This is a genomic window from Bacillus sp. SD075 (genome assembly GCF_017355165.1).
Taxonomy (GTDB): Bacteria; Bacillota; Bacilli; order Bacillales; family DSM-1321; genus Peribacillus.
This window is the reverse complement of sequence record NZ_JADILK010000014.1, coordinates 17,167-31,548: the sequence shown is the minus strand read 5'-3', so window position 1 is coordinate 31,548 and position 14,382 is coordinate 17,167. Positions and strand designations below refer to the sequence as shown.

12 protein-coding genes are annotated in these 14,382 nt (G+C 37.9%); 11 read left to right on the top strand and 1 reads right to left on the bottom strand.

The genetic code is table 11. The annotated features are described in order from the left end of the window. The first annotated feature begins 422 nt into the window (after nt 1-422). The 6 genes from IOC57_RS12285 to speD all read left to right on the top strand — a co-directional run bounded on the left by IOC57_RS12285 (nt 423) and on the right by speD (nt 6,240). Nucleotides 423-1,595, top strand: coding sequence for an acyl-CoA dehydrogenase family protein (locus IOC57_RS12285; protein WP_207438993.1), 1,173 nt, complete (start codon nt 423-425; stop codon nt 1,593-1,595). Between the two features lie 204 nt (nt 1,596-1,799). After that, nucleotides 1,800-2,954, top strand: a complete 1,155-nt coding sequence (locus tag IOC57_RS12280) for a betaine/proline/choline family ABC transporter ATP-binding protein (RefSeq protein WP_207438992.1) — start codon at nt 1,800-1,802, stop codon at nt 2,952-2,954. 12 nt (nt 2,955-2,966) lie between these two features. Beyond that, the gene (locus IOC57_RS12275; RefSeq protein ID WP_207438991.1) at nt 2,967-3,620 is read left to right on the top strand and encodes an ABC transporter permease; all 654 of its coding nucleotides are present in this window, start codon (nt 2,967-2,969) and stop codon (nt 3,618-3,620) included. Nucleotides 3,621-3,631: 11 nt separating this feature from the next. Then, nucleotides 3,632-4,549, top strand: coding sequence for an osmoprotectant ABC transporter substrate-binding protein (locus IOC57_RS12270; RefSeq protein WP_207438990.1), 918 nt, complete (start codon nt 3,632-3,634; stop codon nt 4,547-4,549). Nucleotides 4,550-4,566: 17 nt separating this feature from the next. After that, nucleotides 4,567-5,229 carry an ABC transporter permease gene (locus IOC57_RS12265; RefSeq protein ID WP_207438989.1) on the top strand — a complete coding sequence of 221 codons (663 nt, stop codon included), beginning with the start codon at nt 4,567-4,569 and terminating at the stop codon, nt 5,227-5,229. Between the two features lie 174 nt (nt 5,230-5,403). Further along, entirely contained in the window at nt 5,404-6,240 is an 837-nt protein-coding gene (gene speD / locus IOC57_RS12260; protein ID WP_207438988.1) for an adenosylmethionine decarboxylase, read from the top strand. 23 nt (nt 6,241-6,263) lie between these two features. Here speD and IOC57_RS12255 read toward each other — a convergent pair whose 3' ends face one another. Next, a complete protein-coding gene (locus IOC57_RS12255; protein WP_207439049.1) occupies nt 6,264-7,289 on the bottom strand; it encodes a YeiH family protein in 1,026 nt (341 codons plus the stop codon). A 102-nt stretch (nt 7,290-7,391) separates the two neighbouring features. Here IOC57_RS12255 and IOC57_RS12250 point away from each other — a divergent pair, with 102 nt between their 5' ends. From IOC57_RS12250 to IOC57_RS12230, 5 genes are all read left to right on the top strand, one after another. Further along, on the top strand, nt 7,392-8,312 hold the full coding sequence (locus IOC57_RS12250; protein ID WP_207438987.1) for a selenium metabolism-associated LysR family transcriptional regulator: 921 nt from the start codon (nt 7,392-7,394) through the stop codon (nt 8,310-8,312). Nucleotides 8,313-8,553: 241 nt separating this feature from the next. Then, the gene (locus IOC57_RS12245; RefSeq protein WP_207438986.1) at nt 8,554-9,465 is read left to right on the top strand and encodes a hypothetical protein; all 912 of its coding nucleotides are present in this window, start codon (nt 8,554-8,556) and stop codon (nt 9,463-9,465) included. A gap of 499 nt (nt 9,466-9,964) precedes the next feature. Beyond that, nucleotides 9,965-10,591 carry a metal-dependent hydrolase gene (locus tag IOC57_RS12240; RefSeq protein ID WP_207438985.1) on the top strand — a complete coding sequence of 209 codons (627 nt, stop codon included), beginning with the start codon at nt 9,965-9,967 and terminating at the stop codon, nt 10,589-10,591. 539 nt (nt 10,592-11,130) lie between these two features. Continuing rightward, entirely contained in the window at nt 11,131-11,574 is a 444-nt protein-coding gene (locus IOC57_RS12235) for a C40 family peptidase (protein WP_286184792.1), read from the top strand. Between the two features lie 398 nt (nt 11,575-11,972). Then, the gene (locus IOC57_RS12230) at nt 11,973-14,102 is read left to right on the top strand and encodes an ATP-dependent Clp protease ATP-binding subunit (RefSeq protein ID WP_207438984.1); all 2,130 of its coding nucleotides are present in this window, start codon (nt 11,973-11,975) and stop codon (nt 14,100-14,102) included. Nucleotides 14,103-14,382: the final 280 nt, after the last annotated feature.

Sequence of the window (14,382 nt, the reverse complement as noted above, 5' to 3'; positions counted from 1 at the left end):
TAACATAGAAAAATCCTTCCAATAAGTTTTTGGAGGGTTATTTGGCATGGGGAAAAATAGTAAGATAAATGGAAAATTCAGATGAAAATATTGACATCCCTTTAAGCTGGTTTAATTCTATGACGGAGGCAGTTAAAGCAACTATGTATTATGCAATTAAAGAGGAAGTTTTATTGAATTAATACAAATTATATTTCAAAAATAACCTCGACAGAATATATATTAAAACCATATTCAAAACAGTTAAGTAATAAGGAAAAAATAGATTTATAAAAGGGAATTCCATACTTTTGTTGAACATGAATATTGTGGAACATTTTAATTGTTTGATTTTTGCTATTGTAACCGTTTACATCGAGACAATTACATATTTAACTTGTTCATGGTAGTCCATTATAAGTATAGAGAATGGAGGTTAACCCATGGTTAGCACGATGGTGATCAATAAGGATTATTCCCGTTCCTTCCTAACGGAAGAACACTTATTATTTAAACAATCAATTCGTGAATTTCTCGCCAAGGAGGCTGTCCCATTTTATGATCAATGGGGAAAAGAGGGGGGGATACCTTGCTCTTTTTGGAAAAAGATGGGTGATCATGGATTTTTATGTCCATGGCTTGATGTGGAATTCGGCGGGATAGGGGCAGATTTTGGATATTCAGTTGTGCTGGCTGAAGAATTGGAAATGGTTGGATCAACATTAGGAGGAATATCCATTCATTCTGATGTTGTAGCCCCCTATATTGCCTCGTTCGGAACGATAGATCAAAAACAAAGATATTTACCAAAGTTCATTACAGGAGAAATGATTTCTGCCTTTGCATTGACGGAGCTTGGAATGGGTTCGGAATTAGCGGATATACAAACCACAGCCATCAAGAAAGATGGGTATTATATTGTCAATGGAGCCAAAACGTTTGTCACAAATGGCTTTAAGGCTGACTTCATGATAGTAGCATGCAAAACTGATCTTAGTCCTGTTCCTTTCCAGGACGGAATCAGTTTGCTGCTCATTGATAAAGATACCCCAGGGTTTTCACGAGGAAGAAAACTTGGAAAGGAACAGGGAAGCCCAGACACAGCCGAACTATTTTTCGATGATGCTCCAGTTCCTGTTGGCAACCTCCTTGGGGAGGAAGGAAAGGGACTTTCCTATATCATGCAAAAACTGCAGCAGGAAAGGCTAATGTGTGCGATCGGGTCATTAATAGCAGCGAAAGACATGCTTCACTTAACGATGAATTTTATAAAAGGACGAAAAGCATTTGATAAGAAAATAAGTAAATTAAAAAATGCACAGTGCACCATTGCTGAAATAGCGGCAGATATTCATCTGGGAAGAACGTTTGTTGATGGGTTGATCTGTAAACATATGACTGGGGAGAATATCTTAACTGAAGTATCGATGGCTAAATATTGGATAACGGAGATGTCTAAGCGAATATCTGATAAGTGCATGCAATTACATGATGGTTACGGAAATATGGGTGACGATAAAATTGCACGGCGTCACCGGGACATACCTTTGACAACATTCTTTACAGGGACAGATGAAACCGTAAAACTCCTGATTGCTAAAAATATCGGGTTTTAATCCATCTTATAAATCTATCTATCAACTACCTCAATTAAAACGAGGTGGTTTTTTATTCCATTTTTTCAATATAATTACAATGAACTAGTTTTTTAAAATAAAAAGGTTTAAACATATTACCTAATGGGTACAAGAGACTGTGCATATAGAAAATTAATATATTTGTAAAATTTGTAATTGTATGCAAATGATGGAGGTGCTTGTATGTTGAAAATCGAAAATGTATCGAAAATCTATAAGGGAGGAAAGAAAGCTGTAAAGAATATTTCATTGGATATTAAAAAAGGGGAGTTCATTTGCTTCATTGGTCCGAGTGGATGTGGTAAGACAACGACAATGAAAATGATTAACCGTCTTATCGAACCATCTGAAGGTAAGATACTAATTAATGGTGAAAATATTATGGATAAAGATCCAGTCGAGCTAAGAAGACAGATCGGCTACGTTATCCAGCAAATCGGACTTTTCCCTCACATGACGATTCTTGAAAATATCACCCTCGTTCCAAAACTTCTTAAATGGAATGAACAGAAGAAAAAGGAACGTGCACTGGAATTGCTTCAGCTTGTCGATATGGGACCCGAATACTTAGAAAGGTATCCCTACGAATTGAGTGGCGGGCAACAACAAAGGATAGGCGTTCTCAGAGCACTTGCTTCCAATCCTCCGCTCATTTTAATGGATGAACCTTTTGGCGCACTAGATCCAATCACCCGCGATGCTCTTCAGGAGGAATTTAAAAATCTGCAGCGGACACTTGATAAAACAATCGTTTTTGTTACCCATGATATGGATGAAGCCATTAAGCTAGCAGACAGGATCGTCATCTTGAAGGCTGGTGAAATTGTCCAAGTGGGAATACCGGATGAAATCCTCAGAAACCCAGCCAATCAGTTTGTGGAAGAATTCATTGGCAAAGATCGTTTGCTTCAAACAAGACCCAATGTTGAGTTGGTTGAACAAATCATGAGTCGAAATCCAATATCCATTACAGAGGAAAAATCCCTTACCGATGCTATTACGATCATGCGCAAGAAAAGGGTCGATTCTTTACTTGTGGTCGATGAGCAAAATGTTTTGAAAGGGTTTGTAGATGTTGAAACGATCAGTGAATATCGAAAAAAAGCTAAATTTATCAGTGAAGTCATCAATACTGAAATCTATTCTGTTAAACAGGACACTTTAATCCGCGATTCTGTTCAAAAGATTCTAAAACGAGGATTCAAATACGTACCAGTAGTTGACCAGAATAAACATTTGGTCGGAATTGTAACTAGGGCTACATTGGTCGACATCGTATATGACAGCATATGGGGAGAGGAAGAAAATCAAGTGGCAGAAATGGCAGAAATGTTTTAGGGGGTGAATGAGATGGAAACAATGCTCGATTTCTTACAAACGAACTGGCAAGAATTGATCTATAAAGCATGGGAGCACTTATATATATCCATGATCGCTGTTTTCCTTGGAATAATAGTAGCCGTACCGCTAGGGATTATGTTGACGCGAATGAAAAGGAGCGCTTCGCTAATAATCGGAATCGCAAACATTATGCAGACTTTGCCGAGCCTTGCAGTCCTAGCCTTTTTCATTCCTTTCCTCGGCGTTGGGAAAACACCCGCAATTATTGCGTTATTTTTCTATTCCGTTTTACCGATACTTAGGAATACATACACCGGCATCAAAGGCGTAAATGAAAATTTGCTGGAATCCGGCCGCGGCATCGGGATGACAAGCTGGGAGAGAATTCGTCTAATTGAATTCCCCCTTGCACTTTCGGTTATTATGGCAGGTATCCGTACGGCTTCCGTCTATTTAATTGGATGGGCCACCTTAGCTTCCTTTATTGGAGGCGGGGGACTTGGGGATTACATTTTTATCGGTTTGAATTTATATCAAACAGAATATATCATCGCAGGTGCAGTTCCGGTAATCATCATGGCTATCCTGGTGGATTATGTATTCTCAATCATAGAACGAAAAGTCGTTCCAAAAGGATTGAAAGGTATGAAGGAAGTTGCTTGAGGGGGATTATCATGTATAAAAAAATAAGAAGTATTATTTTAATGGCCCTTTTAGTATGTTCATTATTGATCACCGGCTGTTCCTTGCCGGGTTTAGGATCATCTTCTGAAACTACTGTAAAGATCGGTGCCCAAAGTATGACCGAATCCGAAATCCTGGCGAACATGATCGCTCAACTCCTTGAGCGGAATACGGGACTTGATACGAAAATCATTAAAAATCTAGGTTCGAATTTCGTTCAGCAAAAAGCGATGGAGACCGGTGATATAGATATCGCCGCAACTCGATATACAGGGACTGATTTAACGAGTGTCCTGGGACAGGAAATCGAAAAGGATCCGGTCAAGGCAATGGAAATTGTTCAAAAGGAATTCAAAGAACAATATGGATTCAAATTTTTTGATTCATATGGATTCGATAACACCTATGCCTTTACGATTTCAAGTGAATTGGCAGAGGAAAAAGGATATAAGAAAATATCGGATTTGGAAAAGGATGCAGATCATTTAAGGTTAGGTGTCGATAGTGCTTGGCTGAAAAGAAAAGGGGATGGCTATAAAGGGTTCGTCAATACATATGGATTGGAATTTGGGGAAACGTATCCGATGCAGATTGGCCTGGTATACGATGCAGTCAAAAATGGTCAGATGGATATTGTCCTTGCATACTCTTCTGATGGAAGGATCAAGGTTAATGATTTGAAGCTTTTAGAAGATGATAAACAATATTTCCCTCCATATGACTGTTCACCGGTCGTTACCGAAGAATTATTAGAACGATATCCTGAAATTGAAGATGAACTTAAAAAGTTAATTGGCGAAATCACTACTGAAACGATGCAGGAACTGAACTATGAAGTTGATGGGAACTTGAAGGAGCCATCGGTCGTAGCATCGGAATTCCTTAAAGCACATAATTATTTTGAATAAATGGGAGGTGCAGACCATTGGAAACCTTACAACAGCTGGGAACTTATTATTCCCAAAATTGGATGTATGTACTTACTGAATTTTATCGTCACTTTTTAATGTCCGCTTACGGGGTTTTATTTGCCGCAATTGTAGCCATCCCGATAGGCATTTTCATCGCGAAGCATAAGAAATTGAGTAATTGGGTATTTTCGATAACGAATGTCATACAAACCACACCAGCATTGGCTATGCTAGCTCTCCTTATGTTAGTAATGGGGTTAGGAACAAATACGGTGATCTTATCATTGTTTTTATATTCCTTGCTGCCAATCCTGAGGAACACTTATGTAGGAATTACAAGTATAGATCATGCTTATTTAGAATCTGGCAAGGCAATGGGGATGACGAAGCTGCAATTACTGAGATTGGTCGAATTACCATTATCTCTGTCTGTCATCATGGCTGGCTTACGTACAGCGCTTGTCGTTGCAATAGGAGTAACTGCTGTCGGTACATTCGTAGGGGCTGGCGGACTGGGGGATATCATTGTCAGGGGAACGAATGCTTCAAATGGAACGGCAATCATACTTGCAGGAGCAATCCCGACGGCATTGATGGCCATTCTCTCAGATCTTTTACTCGGATGGCTGGAACGAATCCTTTCACCTATAAAAAAGAAAAAAATTCATACTGCCTAAAACAGATCAGGATAATAAAAGAGCCATTGCATGGTTAATGCAATGGCTTTTTCTGTGCAGAAAATAATGATTTCCGATCAGAAGTCAGAAGCCGAGACTGGCAGACATAGTTTTTTATTTAAGAAAAAGGGTAACTATAAGGATAGTCGTAAAAAAATATAAGGGGAATTAATCATGAAACTTACACCAGAGCAACGTATTGAACTTCATGGCTTTAATAATCTTACGAAATCTTTAAGCTTTAATATGTATGATATTTGTTACACAAAAACCAGGGAAGAGAGAGAGGCATACCTGGATTATATCGATGAACAATATAATGCAGATAGGCTTTCGAATATCTTGCACAATGTTTCTGATTTAATAGGAGCGCATGTTTTAAATACGGCGAAACAGGATTATGTCCCACAAGGCGCCAGTGTAACCATTCTTGTTTCAGAAGGACCTGTCGTTGAAGTACCTACGGGAACTTATGAGGAATCACCTGGGCCTTTACCTGATAATGTGGTCATGCAACTGGATAAAAGCCATATTACCGTACATACATACCCTGAATACCATCCAAGTGAAGGCATTAGCACATTCAGGGCCGATATCGATGTCTCTACTTGTGGAGAAATATCGCCTCTAAAAGCCCTTAATTATCTCATTCATTCCTTCGATACTGACATTATCACGATTGATTACCGTGTAAGAGGCTTTACGAGGGATAAAGATGGGCGGAAATTGTTTATTGATCACGATATTAATTCAATCCAAAACTATATTCCTGATGAAGTAAAAGGTTTATATGACATGATTGATGTGAATGTATATCAAGAAAATATATTCCATACAAAATGTAAGCTAAAAAGATTCGATATTAATAATTACTTATTCGGGTATTCAGAGGAAAAGCTGAATAAAGAGGAACGGCAAGAAATTATAGAAAGGCTTCAAACGGAGATGGATGAAATTTTTTATGGTGCCAACGTTCCACATCCAATAGATAAAAGCAAGCATGCCGATTAAGGGATGCTTGTTTTAATTGAAAGTTAATTTAAATGGAATACCTGAACCAATACATACCCAAGACAAGTCAATAGGATAGAGCCGATCAGTCCAGCTATAAAAGGTTTTCCGCCATATTTTCTAAACGTTACAAGATCAATATTCAATCCTAGTCCTGCCATGGACATTGCCATGAGGATATAGGAAAGCATAACAAGTTTATCAGCTACTGGTTCAGGAACTGCTCCAGTAGAATAAAGCGCACTCATTAATAAAAATCCAAAAATAAACCACGGTATCTGAACCGCCTTCCAAAAAAATTTCTTTTCGGTAGCTGTTGATCGTTCATTCCAATTCATGATGAATCCAATTAAAATGGCAATGGGAATGAGCAGGGCCACCCTAGTCAATTTTACCACCACCGCCAAGTCGACGGCCTCATTTCCCCCTGGTGCTGCTGCAGCGATGACGTGAGCAATTTCATGGAGTGTCGCACCCGAAAAAATACCATATCCTTGATCGGATAACTCCAATAATGGGTATAGGATCGTATATCCGAAAGTGAAGGTTGTACCTAAAACAGCAACCGTCGCTACAGCTATTGCTGTATCTTTTTCTTTTGCTTTTATTTGCGAGGAGATTGCCAGTATGGCAGCAGCTCCACATATTCCCGTTCCGCAAGCTGTCAATATGCCTAGCTTTTTCTCAACTTTAAAAATGCGGGTCAATCCATAAACTACTAATATAGCAAATACGAGACAAATGGCACCAACTGCAAATGTTTTCGGGCCGGCATTAATAATATCCTTTAGGTTCAAGCGCATTCCCAATAAGATAATGCCCATTCTCAAAAGGATTTTACTTGAATAATTTGTTCCTGCAATGGCGTAAGCAGGGACGCCAATGATCGATTTCCAAACAACACCAATCAGAATCGCAATGACTAACTGTCCCATAATATGAAGGAATGGAAGCTCTGCTAAGTATTTTGCTACTATGGCAATTAGTAAAGTCAAACCTATTCCAATTGTAAATCCAAGTTTTCTTGTTTCAACGTTTGTTTGTTCCAGTGTGATCACTCCATCTATGCTGATGCCTTAACTTTAAAGCTTAATTAAAGATAAGTGAAATATATTTTTGCTATCTTAATGATTACTTCTACTTATGATAAAATGAAACGCATAGGATATAGGGAGGTAACCATGGATCCGTTAAAAGTATTCGTCACTGTAATCGAACAGAGAAACTTTTCTAGAGCAGGGGATATTTTGAACTTGTCGCAGCCAGGAGTCAGTCTTCACATAAGGAATCTGGAAAATGAGTTAGGGACGAAATTAATTTATCGTTCTCCAAAACAAGTGCAAATAACAGAGCCGGGAAAAATTCTATATAGACATGCAAAGCAAATGCTTAATCATTATGAAACAGCAATAAGAGAAATTAATGAATTTAATAACGTGGTTAGCGGAACGATGAAAATAGGTGCAAGCTTCACGATAGGGGAATACTACCTTCCAAAGGTTTTAGCGGAATTTGCGGCTCAATATCCGATGGTGGACATTCAAATCATCATCTCGAATTCTAATGAAGTCATTCAAGGGATACGTTCGAATAAGCTTGATATCGGGTTGACTGAAGGTGAAACGGACTACAAAGATATAGATGTCAGACCATTCATGAATGACGAGATGATCGTTGTCGTCCCCCCGGTTCATCCCCTTTCACAGATGGATCTCATCGAGGGCACTTTGCTCCAAAACCAAACATGGGTACTTAGGGAGGAAGGATCGGGAACCCGTACATATTCCGATAAACTTCTGAGCAGTCTGGAGTTAAACATAAAGAAAACCTTTATTTTTACCAGCATCCAAGGAGTGAAAGAAGCGGTGATGGCTGGGCTTGGCATTGCTCTGTTATCACGATTGACTGTACAAAAAGAACTGAAGTCGAATGAATTGAAAACCTTTCATTTGAAAAATGAACCCATTATAAGACCTTTTTCAATCGTGAAAAAGTTAGACTTCGAAGCATCAAAGGCGATGGAGTTGTTTTTAAGGAAGGTCGAAGAATTTGCGATAAAAGGGCCGTCCTGAATAAACCCCCTAAACATTTGCTCAACCTTTCATTTTCGATGGAAGTTGGGCATTTTTAACGTCTAAATATTTTTAATTTTACTGAAAACGTCGAAAATATTTTGGAATATGTCAATCATTAAACGAATTTTACGTATTTTCACATAATTGTAAACATATAAATTAAATAGGTAGTCTCCAGGAACTTCTAAGTCCCTGTAAACTTATCCTGACATTAATAATCTTAAAAGGAGCAACCACATTGGCTATAGAGGAGCAGAAAGATAAGCGGATTTCTGTTTTCGACAGGATTATAGGATTCATGCCAAAATTTTATGTGATTGGAACAATTTTGATTTTTGTTTATACGCTAGTTGCGATGGCTCATTTAGGTATCCAAACTTTAAAAAAGCCAGAGGAAACAGTTGGATCTACAACGAATCTTCCTGTTTCGCAGGGCTTTGAACATACATTGATATCGTTAATCATCGAACCGATCGTTACGTCTGAATTTTATCAAATCATCTTTAACACGTTATTTCTTTACCTTGTTTGGATACTGCTTTTCCTATTAGCACCGATTGCTTTTTACCGTTTAAAACACTTTAAATTTTTTAATATCGAAATTGAAATTGAAAAACAAGATGCAGCCGTTTATGAAGTATTCAGCATGAGCAGTTCAAAGATGAAATTTGCTGCGTATCTAACATCCGAGGAATATCAATTGGAGATATCAGAGGAAATTGCCAACAGCAAGGACTTTAAAACGCCCTTAATCTATACATTGGATTGTGCCGTGGATTTTTATTCCGATCAATTAGGACTTTCCTTTACTTATGATATCTATACCCTGAACCAGTTCAAAAAAGCAAAGCTGCCTAAATCCATCAAAGCGATGCTTGATAAGTCGATCCAAACCGGCGATCCATGCATCACCAATAAAAGCAACAGTGATAGTGAATATTACAAGAACTTCCTCCTGCATTATTTTGAAAACATGGATGGGAAATTCGTCACTGTCTTAAATAGTTATCAAACTGAATTCGATACATTCGATAAATCACTACTTAAGATTCTGCAAAACGTCATATATGATTACTATTTACAATATAACTATATTTACGAAGCGAGCGAAAAGATGGAAAAGAATGAAGAGATTTCCCAAAGTAAATAAAAAAACCACCCTACAAGTGGTTATTTTTTTTGGAAAGATGATTGTTAATTATATTTTGGACAATGACATTATTACCAATGAGCTCAGATGATTTCTTTACGTGTTGTTCCCGAAAATCCATGTTCTTTATTTTCTTAGACTTTTTCCCATTTTTAAAATTTTTGAAGGCATTTATAAAGGCTATCTGAATCACTCCCCTTATAGATTAGTATATTCATATTTTGGATAAAATTTCATGAAAAACTCAATTTACAGAAAAATATTTTGCAGGTGTTTAGGGATGAAAATCACTTAAACAAAGCAATTATTGACACTCTAGAAGAATCGATATTAATTTAAAATAAGGGAATTATTTACTCTAAATAATGATTACTAGGCTTTTTTATAAGAAATAAAGAAATTTCCCCAAAAGTATTGTATAGTTAGAATATAGGGATTCGAACAAACATTCGTTTTCTTGCTAACAGTGATTACTACATAGAGGGACAGGAGAGAGACAGTGAACGGTACAGCACACATGGCTTTAGGGGCAACAGTTGGATTCTTAACGGCAAACACACTTCAAACAGATCCAACAACCACTTTATTCTTGGTTGGCGTTGGGGGAGTTTCAGGTCTAATGCCCGATATCGATATTGATGGGAAGCTAAGTAATAGGATTACTTTTTCCCATAAGTTTATCCGAACGATAGCACAAACGATAGGAATATTAATGATCTTTTATAGTCTTTTGGAAGGCTCTGATGCGGAAAAGTGGATTGGTACAGGTGCAGGAATCGGAACCATCATCATTTCATCATTCATTACACAAAGGCATATGCTGACCTTGACTGGATTAGCAGTTTTAGGCGGCGGTTTATCTATGAAGGAAAGCTGGTTGTGGCTGTTAGGCGTTTATATTATCCTGGCATCCTTTACACCACATAGAAGTTATACCCATTCGATTGCAGGTATCGCTTTCTTTGGAATCATTGCCTTTCAATTTGAAACCTTTATGGGGATTGATGGAATTTTCACTACTTGTATATTAGGATACATAAGTCATTTAATAGCAGATTTGAAATGTTTACCATTTAATAAACGTGGGGTAAAGTTATTTCTTCCATTTTTCTCAAAAGAATTTTGACAGTGATTTCTTTACCGCTGTTGGGCTATAGATAAATTGAAGAAGAGCCAGTTTGCCTACAATTTTTGCTTCTGAAAAAAGTTCCAGTTGATTTCAGAAATCCGCTCCCTTTCCGCCGACTGTCTGCCAAGCCGCATCAAAGCAAGCTCCTGTGAGGTCTTGGTAACCAGTTATAAGGTAGGAGTGTCGCAAATTTATAGAATCTAGTGAGAGTTTCATTCGTATAATCAAACAAAAAAACATGAAGGATAATAAAATTTCCATTTAAATCATGGTTCGGGGTGAGTGCACTCCGAATCTTCTTATAACGTTAAACTGGACAGTGGTTTTCCTACTACTGTTTTTTCTATGAGGAAAAGTAAAAGTGCTTTGCCAATTAAGTGAATATTGAACGCGTGATTCGACTTTTTTTTAAGTTTTATCTGGTCATTCTTCCTATTTCTACTAAATGTAACATATTTGTAAAGTTCCTGTGATGCGAATGATATAGCTTTTCTAGTATATTAGGTTTAGCAAATCACATCAGGGGGTAAAATAATTTGTTTAAGAAAATTGTCGTCGGATTGTCATTGGCTATCATCCTTGTAACCGCATCCTTTGCTGGGGATCAAGTGGAAGCTGCTTCTTATCATACAAAAGCGATTAAAGTGGCTAAAAGTGAATTAGGGACAAAATATAAAACGGGTGGTATTTCTTCTTCAGGTTTTGATTGCTCCGGTTTAGTGAAGTATTCATATCAAAAAGCTGGTAAGAATTTACCAAGAACCGCTGCTGACATATATAAAAAAGGAAAGAAAGTTAAAAGCCTGCAAAAAGGTGACTTAATGTTTTTTGCACCAAATAAAGCGAAAAAACCTACACATGTGGCTATATACATAGGAAACAATGAATTCATACACTCTTCATCATCTAAAGGAGTGTCATACGCTAAAACCAATAATAGTTATTGGAAGCCAAAGTATATTGGTGCAAAACGTATATAATAGAAGAAAACCAACTTTATTGTAAAAAAAACCAAGAGACTTCATAAAGTCTCTTGGTTTTTTTACAATAAGAGTGGCAGTGGCATATGGATTAGGTCTCTGATTATTCCAGAAAAATGGTGAATGGGTGTTTCGTTAATAGGTTTTAGATAGAGATAGTCCTGAACTTGGTAATCAATAATAACTGAATATATTACTAAGAGAGATACATAGAATCTTTTTATTTGACTGAAAGTGAATAGTTTAATATGCTAAGCAAACTAATCCCAGGTAATTTTTATTTTTAACAATTCCCAGACAAAATCATTGAAAGTCAAAGAAGGTCAAGGTATAATAAGGTCAGAAAGTCAAAGAAGGTCAAAGATTTTCAATTAATAATTTTAAAGGAGGAGTACTACATGCTTTGTGAAAAATGCCATGTAAACCAAGCTAATGTTCAAGTTCACCTAAATATGAATGGTCAGGAGCATGACGTGAAACTGTGCTCCACTTGTTATAAAGAAGAGCGAAACAAACTTGGAGCAGCAATGGGCGGAATGGATATAGGGAAATTCCAATATAACGGATCTTTAAATTCATTCAATCCATTTAATTATAATGATGTTCCAAAACCGGATTCAACCGAACATGGTGAGGACGGAGGATTGCTTGAGGAGTATGGCCGTAATTTGACCGATGCTGCAAAAGCAGGACTTATTGATCCGGTTATTGGAAGAAATGAAGAAATCAAGCGCGTCATTGAAGTTCTAAATAGACGCAATAAAAATAATCCAGTTTTAATCGGTGAACCTGGTGTCGGCAAAACAGCCATTGCTGAAGGTCTTGCTTTAGCGATCGTTGAAGGTTCCGTTCCTGTTAAACTACGTAATAAGCTTGTATATATGCTTGATGTAGCATCCCTTGTTTCGAATACAGGCATTAGAGGGCAATTCGAAGAACGCATGAAGCAATTGATCAGTGAATTGCAGGAAAGGAAAAATGTCATTTTATTCATCGATGAAATTCATCAACTTGTGGGAGCGGGTTCTGCCGAAGGATCAATGGATGCAGGGAATATCCTGAAGCCTGCACTTGCACGCGGCGAACTTCAGCTTGTCGGAGCAACCACCTTATCCGAATATAGGAAAATTGAAAAAGATGGTGCCCTTGAAAGACGTTTCCAGCCTGTACACGTTAATGAGCCAACAACAGCTGAGGCATTGGTCATCTTACGTGGTTTAAAAAATAGTTATGAATCTTATCATGGTGTAACATATAGTGAGGAGGCCCTAAAAGCGGCTGTTGAACTCTCGAACCGCTATATTCAAGACCGATTCCTGCCTGACAAAGCAATTGACTTGATGGATGAAGCTGGTTCCAAGTTGAACTTGACCATCGAAGACGGCCAGGTAGAAAACATGAAAGAGCGTCTGGCGCAAATTCATAAAGAAAAAGAAATGGCCTTAATAGAAGAAGCATATGAAAAAGCTGCGGTTCTTCGAGATGAAGAAGAAAAACTGGAAAAGTCTTTGCAAGCTGGGGAAGGTGTAATTAAGCCAACCGTTATGGCTGAAGATATTCAAAGTATCATCGAACAAAAGACTGGAATACCTGTAGGTAAGCTTCAAGAAGATGAACAAGAAAGAATGGTTCATCTCCAAGAGGAGCTGATGAAAAAAGTAATCGGACAGGAAGAGGCAGTCAAAAAGGTTTCCAAGGCCGTTCGAAGAAGTCGTGCCGGGTTAAAACCCAAAAACCGTCCTACCGGTTCTTTCCTTTTCGTTGGTCCGACAGGAGTCGGTAAAACCGAATTGGCGAAAACTCTAGCTGAGGAATTGTTCGGGGACAAAGAAGCGATGATTCGTCTTGACATGAGTGAATTCATGGAGAAACACAGTGTTTCGAAATTAATCGGCTCACCTCCTGGATATGTAGGACATGAGGATGCTGGGCAATTGACGGAAAAAGTTCGCCGCAAGCCCTATAGTATCATCTTATTGGATGAAATCGAAAAGGCACATCCGGATGTAATGAATATGTTCTTGCAAATCATGGAAGATGGCCGCTTGACCGACAGTCAAGGCCGGACCGTTACTTTTAAAGATACCGTGATCATCATGACGAGTAATGCTGGAGTCGGTGAAAAACAAAAAGTAATGGGATTTGGTACAAGTTCAGCCGTGGAAGAGGCTTCAATCCTACAATCTCTGGGCAGCTTTTTTAAACCAGAATTTTTGAACCGATTCGATAGCATCATTGAATTCTCGGCATTGAAGAAAGAAGATCTACTACAAATCGTTGATATCATGATTCATGAGCTTGGCGAAACACTTGCCGCAAATGATATATCTTTAGATGTGACGAATGAAGCGAAACAAAAGCTAATTGAACTCGGATATCACCCAGCTTTCGGGGCGAGACCGCTCCGCCGTGTTCTTCAAGAACAGCTCGAGGACGGTATCACTGACTTGATCTTTGAGCAGCCTGAAGTTAAGAACTTCACTGCAATTGTTGAGGATACCTCTGTGAAAATTATTAAAACACCATAAAGAGTACTAGAAATGCCTCCAAGACCGTAAAACTGTTATGGAGGCATTTTTTTCTTTTTTAGGATTACTTTTTATAAAAGGATAGGGAAGGTCCTACTAAAACACCTGCAGCGTTCGATTATTGAATATAGATTTCTGAATTTTCGACATGGTTTGCCGATAGAATGTTTTGATGGGTATTGCCTGTGGAATCAAAAGATGATAAGGAAAATTCGCTCATGATTATAAAAATTAATAATTCCTGCTCTAAAACGGGAATTGTAATGGAGGAATGACCTAT

What these genes read in the sequence shown, in the direction of transcription:
- IOC57_RS12285 (WP_207438993.1), top strand. Translation starts at nt 423, where the DNA reads ATGGTTAGCACGATGGTGATCAATAAGGATTATTCCCGTTCCTTCCTA.
- IOC57_RS12280 (WP_207438992.1), top strand. Translation starts at nt 1,800, where the DNA reads ATGTTGAAAATCGAAAATGTATCGAAAATCTATAAGGGAGGAAAGAAA.
- IOC57_RS12275 (WP_207438991.1), top strand. Translation starts at nt 2,967, where the DNA reads ATGGAAACAATGCTCGATTTCTTACAAACGAACTGGCAAGAATTGATC.
- IOC57_RS12270 (WP_207438990.1), top strand. Translation starts at nt 3,632, where the DNA reads ATGTATAAAAAAATAAGAAGTATTATTTTAATGGCCCTTTTAGTATGT.
- speD (WP_207438988.1), top strand. Translation starts at nt 5,404, where the DNA reads ATGAAACTTACACCAGAGCAACGTATTGAACTTCATGGCTTTAATAAT.
- IOC57_RS12250 (WP_207438987.1), top strand. Translation starts at nt 7,392, where the DNA reads ATGAAACGCATAGGATATAGGGAGGTAACCATGGATCCGTTAAAAGTA.
- IOC57_RS12230 (WP_207438984.1), top strand. Translation starts at nt 11,973, where the DNA reads ATGCTTTGTGAAAAATGCCATGTAAACCAAGCTAATGTTCAAGTTCAC.